Below are 2,432 nucleotides of genomic sequence, written 5' to 3'. Positions count from 1 at the left end.
CTCACGCCCGGGTAGCCGCCGCCCCCAGCAGCCCTCCCCGGCACAGCGGAAGCGTCCCAGGCGGGCGGAACCACCGGAGCAGTGAACGACCGCGGGTGCACCTGCCCGTTGACCGACCGCCCGGCGCGCGCACCTTCTGCCTGCGCGGTAGCGCCACCGATCCTCCATTTGTTCTCCTGCCAGACGGGCGACAGGCCATGCCGCCCCAGCGCCTGTGCCAGCCCCTCTCCCAACGCCTTCTTGCGCCCCTGGCTTCGCAGCGCGCTCAGGAATCGGCCGAGGGGGACATCAGCGGTGACGCCGCCGATCACCACCTCCTGCGTCTCCCTAAACCCGGGCAGGTCTCCCTGCTCCCGGGCGTTCAGCGCGGCCGTGTAATGCTCGTCCCTCCACATGATCTTTTTTCCGGTATGCGGGATCGTCCACAGACCCTCTGATACTTGCCGGGGCGCCAGGCCATGCCGGGACAGCGCCTCTGTCAGCCCCTCTCCCAACGCCGTTTTGCGCCCCTGGCTTCGCAGCTTGTTCAGGAATCGGCCGATGGGGACATCAGCGGTGACGTCGCCGATCACCACCTTCTGCGTCTCACTCTTCTCGGGCAGGTCTCCCTGCTCCCGGGCGTTCAGCGCGGCCGTGTAATGCTCGTCCCTCCACATGATCCTTTGTCCGGTCTGCGGGACCGTCCACAGACCCTCTGATACTTGCCGGGGCGCCAGACCATGCCGTGACAGCGCCTCTGCAAGCCCCTCTCCCAACGCCGTTTTGCGCCCCTTGCTTCGCAGATTGCTCAGGAATTGGCCGAGGGGGACATCAGCGGTGACGCCGCCGATCACCACCGTCTGCGTCTCACTCTTCTCGGGCAGGTCTCCCTGCTCCCGGGCGTTCAGCGCGGCCGCGTAATGCTCGTCCCTCCACATGATTAGTTGTCCGGTCTGCGGGACCGTCCACAGACCCTCTGATACTTGCCGGGGCGCCAAGCCATGCCATGTCAGCGCCTCTGTCAGCCCCTCTCCCAACGCCTTCTTGCGCCCCCGGGTTCGCAGCGTGCTCAGGAATCGGCCGAGGGGGACATCGGCGGTGACGTCGCCGATCACCACCTCCTGCGTATCCCTAAACCCGGGCAGGTCTCCCTGCTTCCGGGCGTTCAATGCGGCCGCGTAATGCTCGTCCCTCCAGTTGATCTTTTGTCCGGTCTGCGGGATCGTCCACCGGCCGTCTGATATTTGCCGGGGCGCCAGGCCATGCCATGTCAGCGCCTCTGCCAGCCCCTCTCCCAACGCCGTTTTGCGCCCCTGGCTTCGCAGCGTGTTCAGGAATTGGCCGAGGGGGACCTCGGCGGTAACGCCACCGATCACCACCATCTGCGTATCCCTAAACCCGGGCAGGTCTCCCTGCTTCCGGGCGTTCAGCGCGGCCGCGTAATCCTCGTCCCTCCAGCTGATTTTTTGTCCGGTCTGCGGGATCGTCCACCGGCCGTCTGATACTTGCCGGGGCGCCAGACCATGCCATGTCAGCGCCTCTACCAGCCCCTCTCCCAACGCCGTTTTGCGCCCCTGGCTTCGCAGCGTGTTCAGGAATTGGCCGAGGGGGACCTCGGCGGTAACGCCACCGATCAACACTCCCTGCGTCTCCGCCTGCTTGGGCAGGTCTCCCTGCCTCCGGGCGTTCAACGCGGCCGCGTAATCCTCATCGGAATACTTCCTCGGCACGGTTCATCCCCTCCCGTTCCATGTGAAGCCGCCTGTATGGGCGCTTTCTGCTCACCTGACCGCCCGCCCGACAGCCCGGGCACCTTCGACCGGAACCGGACCCGGTACCGCCTCCTGCGGCACACCCCCCGCATCCACTCACGACACGCCCCCGGAACCCGCCCCGGCCTCACTACTCCCGCCGGAAGCAACGGCGCGACGGCGCGACGGCGCGACGGCGCGACGGCACTCACCGGACCACTCCGAAAAACTGGCGTGGCACGCTACCGAGACGCCACCCGGAGCAACCCGAAGCAGCATAGGAGAACGGGAGATGGAACACGCCTTCTATGATGCCGAGGACGATGTCCCGCGGCACACGGAGCCTTTTCCAACCTCAGTTTGTGCTGGTCAGGTGGAGGGTGAGGACGGCTTGGACGAGGCTGGTGATGCGGGTGGTGGAGCATCGCAGCTTGCGCAGAAGCCGCCAGGGTGGCCATGGCCTGCTCGACGAGCGCGCGGATCTTTGCGTGTGAGCGGTTGACGGCCTGCTGACCTGCGGACAGGGTCTCCCAACGGCCCCAATAGGGCACCCGTATGGTGCCGTCGGCGCCGCGGTAGCCCTTGTCGGCCCAGCACTTCACTCCTGTCTCGGCCAGGGCGTCGATGATGCCGTGTGTTCGTGCGGCCTTGATGTCGTGGACTGCTCCGGGCAGCGCGGGCGAGGCCCACAGCAGCCGGCCG

The 2,432-nt window shown here is 66.9% G+C and carries 1 protein-coding gene and 1 pseudogene; both read right to left on the bottom strand.

All coding sequences use genetic code 11. The annotated features are described in order from the left end of the window. Positions 1–1,709, bottom strand: a 1,709-nt coding sequence (locus ABD339_RS33405) for a hypothetical protein (RefSeq protein WP_344570931.1), incomplete at its 3' end; no start/stop codon positions are given. 376 nt (positions 1,710–2,085) lie between these two features. Then, positions 2,086–2,432, bottom strand: a pseudogene (locus ABD339_RS33400) (transposase family protein); the annotation flags it as partial.

Origin of the sequence: Streptomyces axinellae (genome assembly GCF_039532135.1) — a bacterium.
Taxonomy (GTDB): Bacteria; Actinomycetota; Actinomycetes; order Streptomycetales; family Streptomycetaceae; genus Streptomyces; species Streptomyces axinellae.
This window is presented reverse-complemented; position numbering and strand designations above follow the sequence as displayed.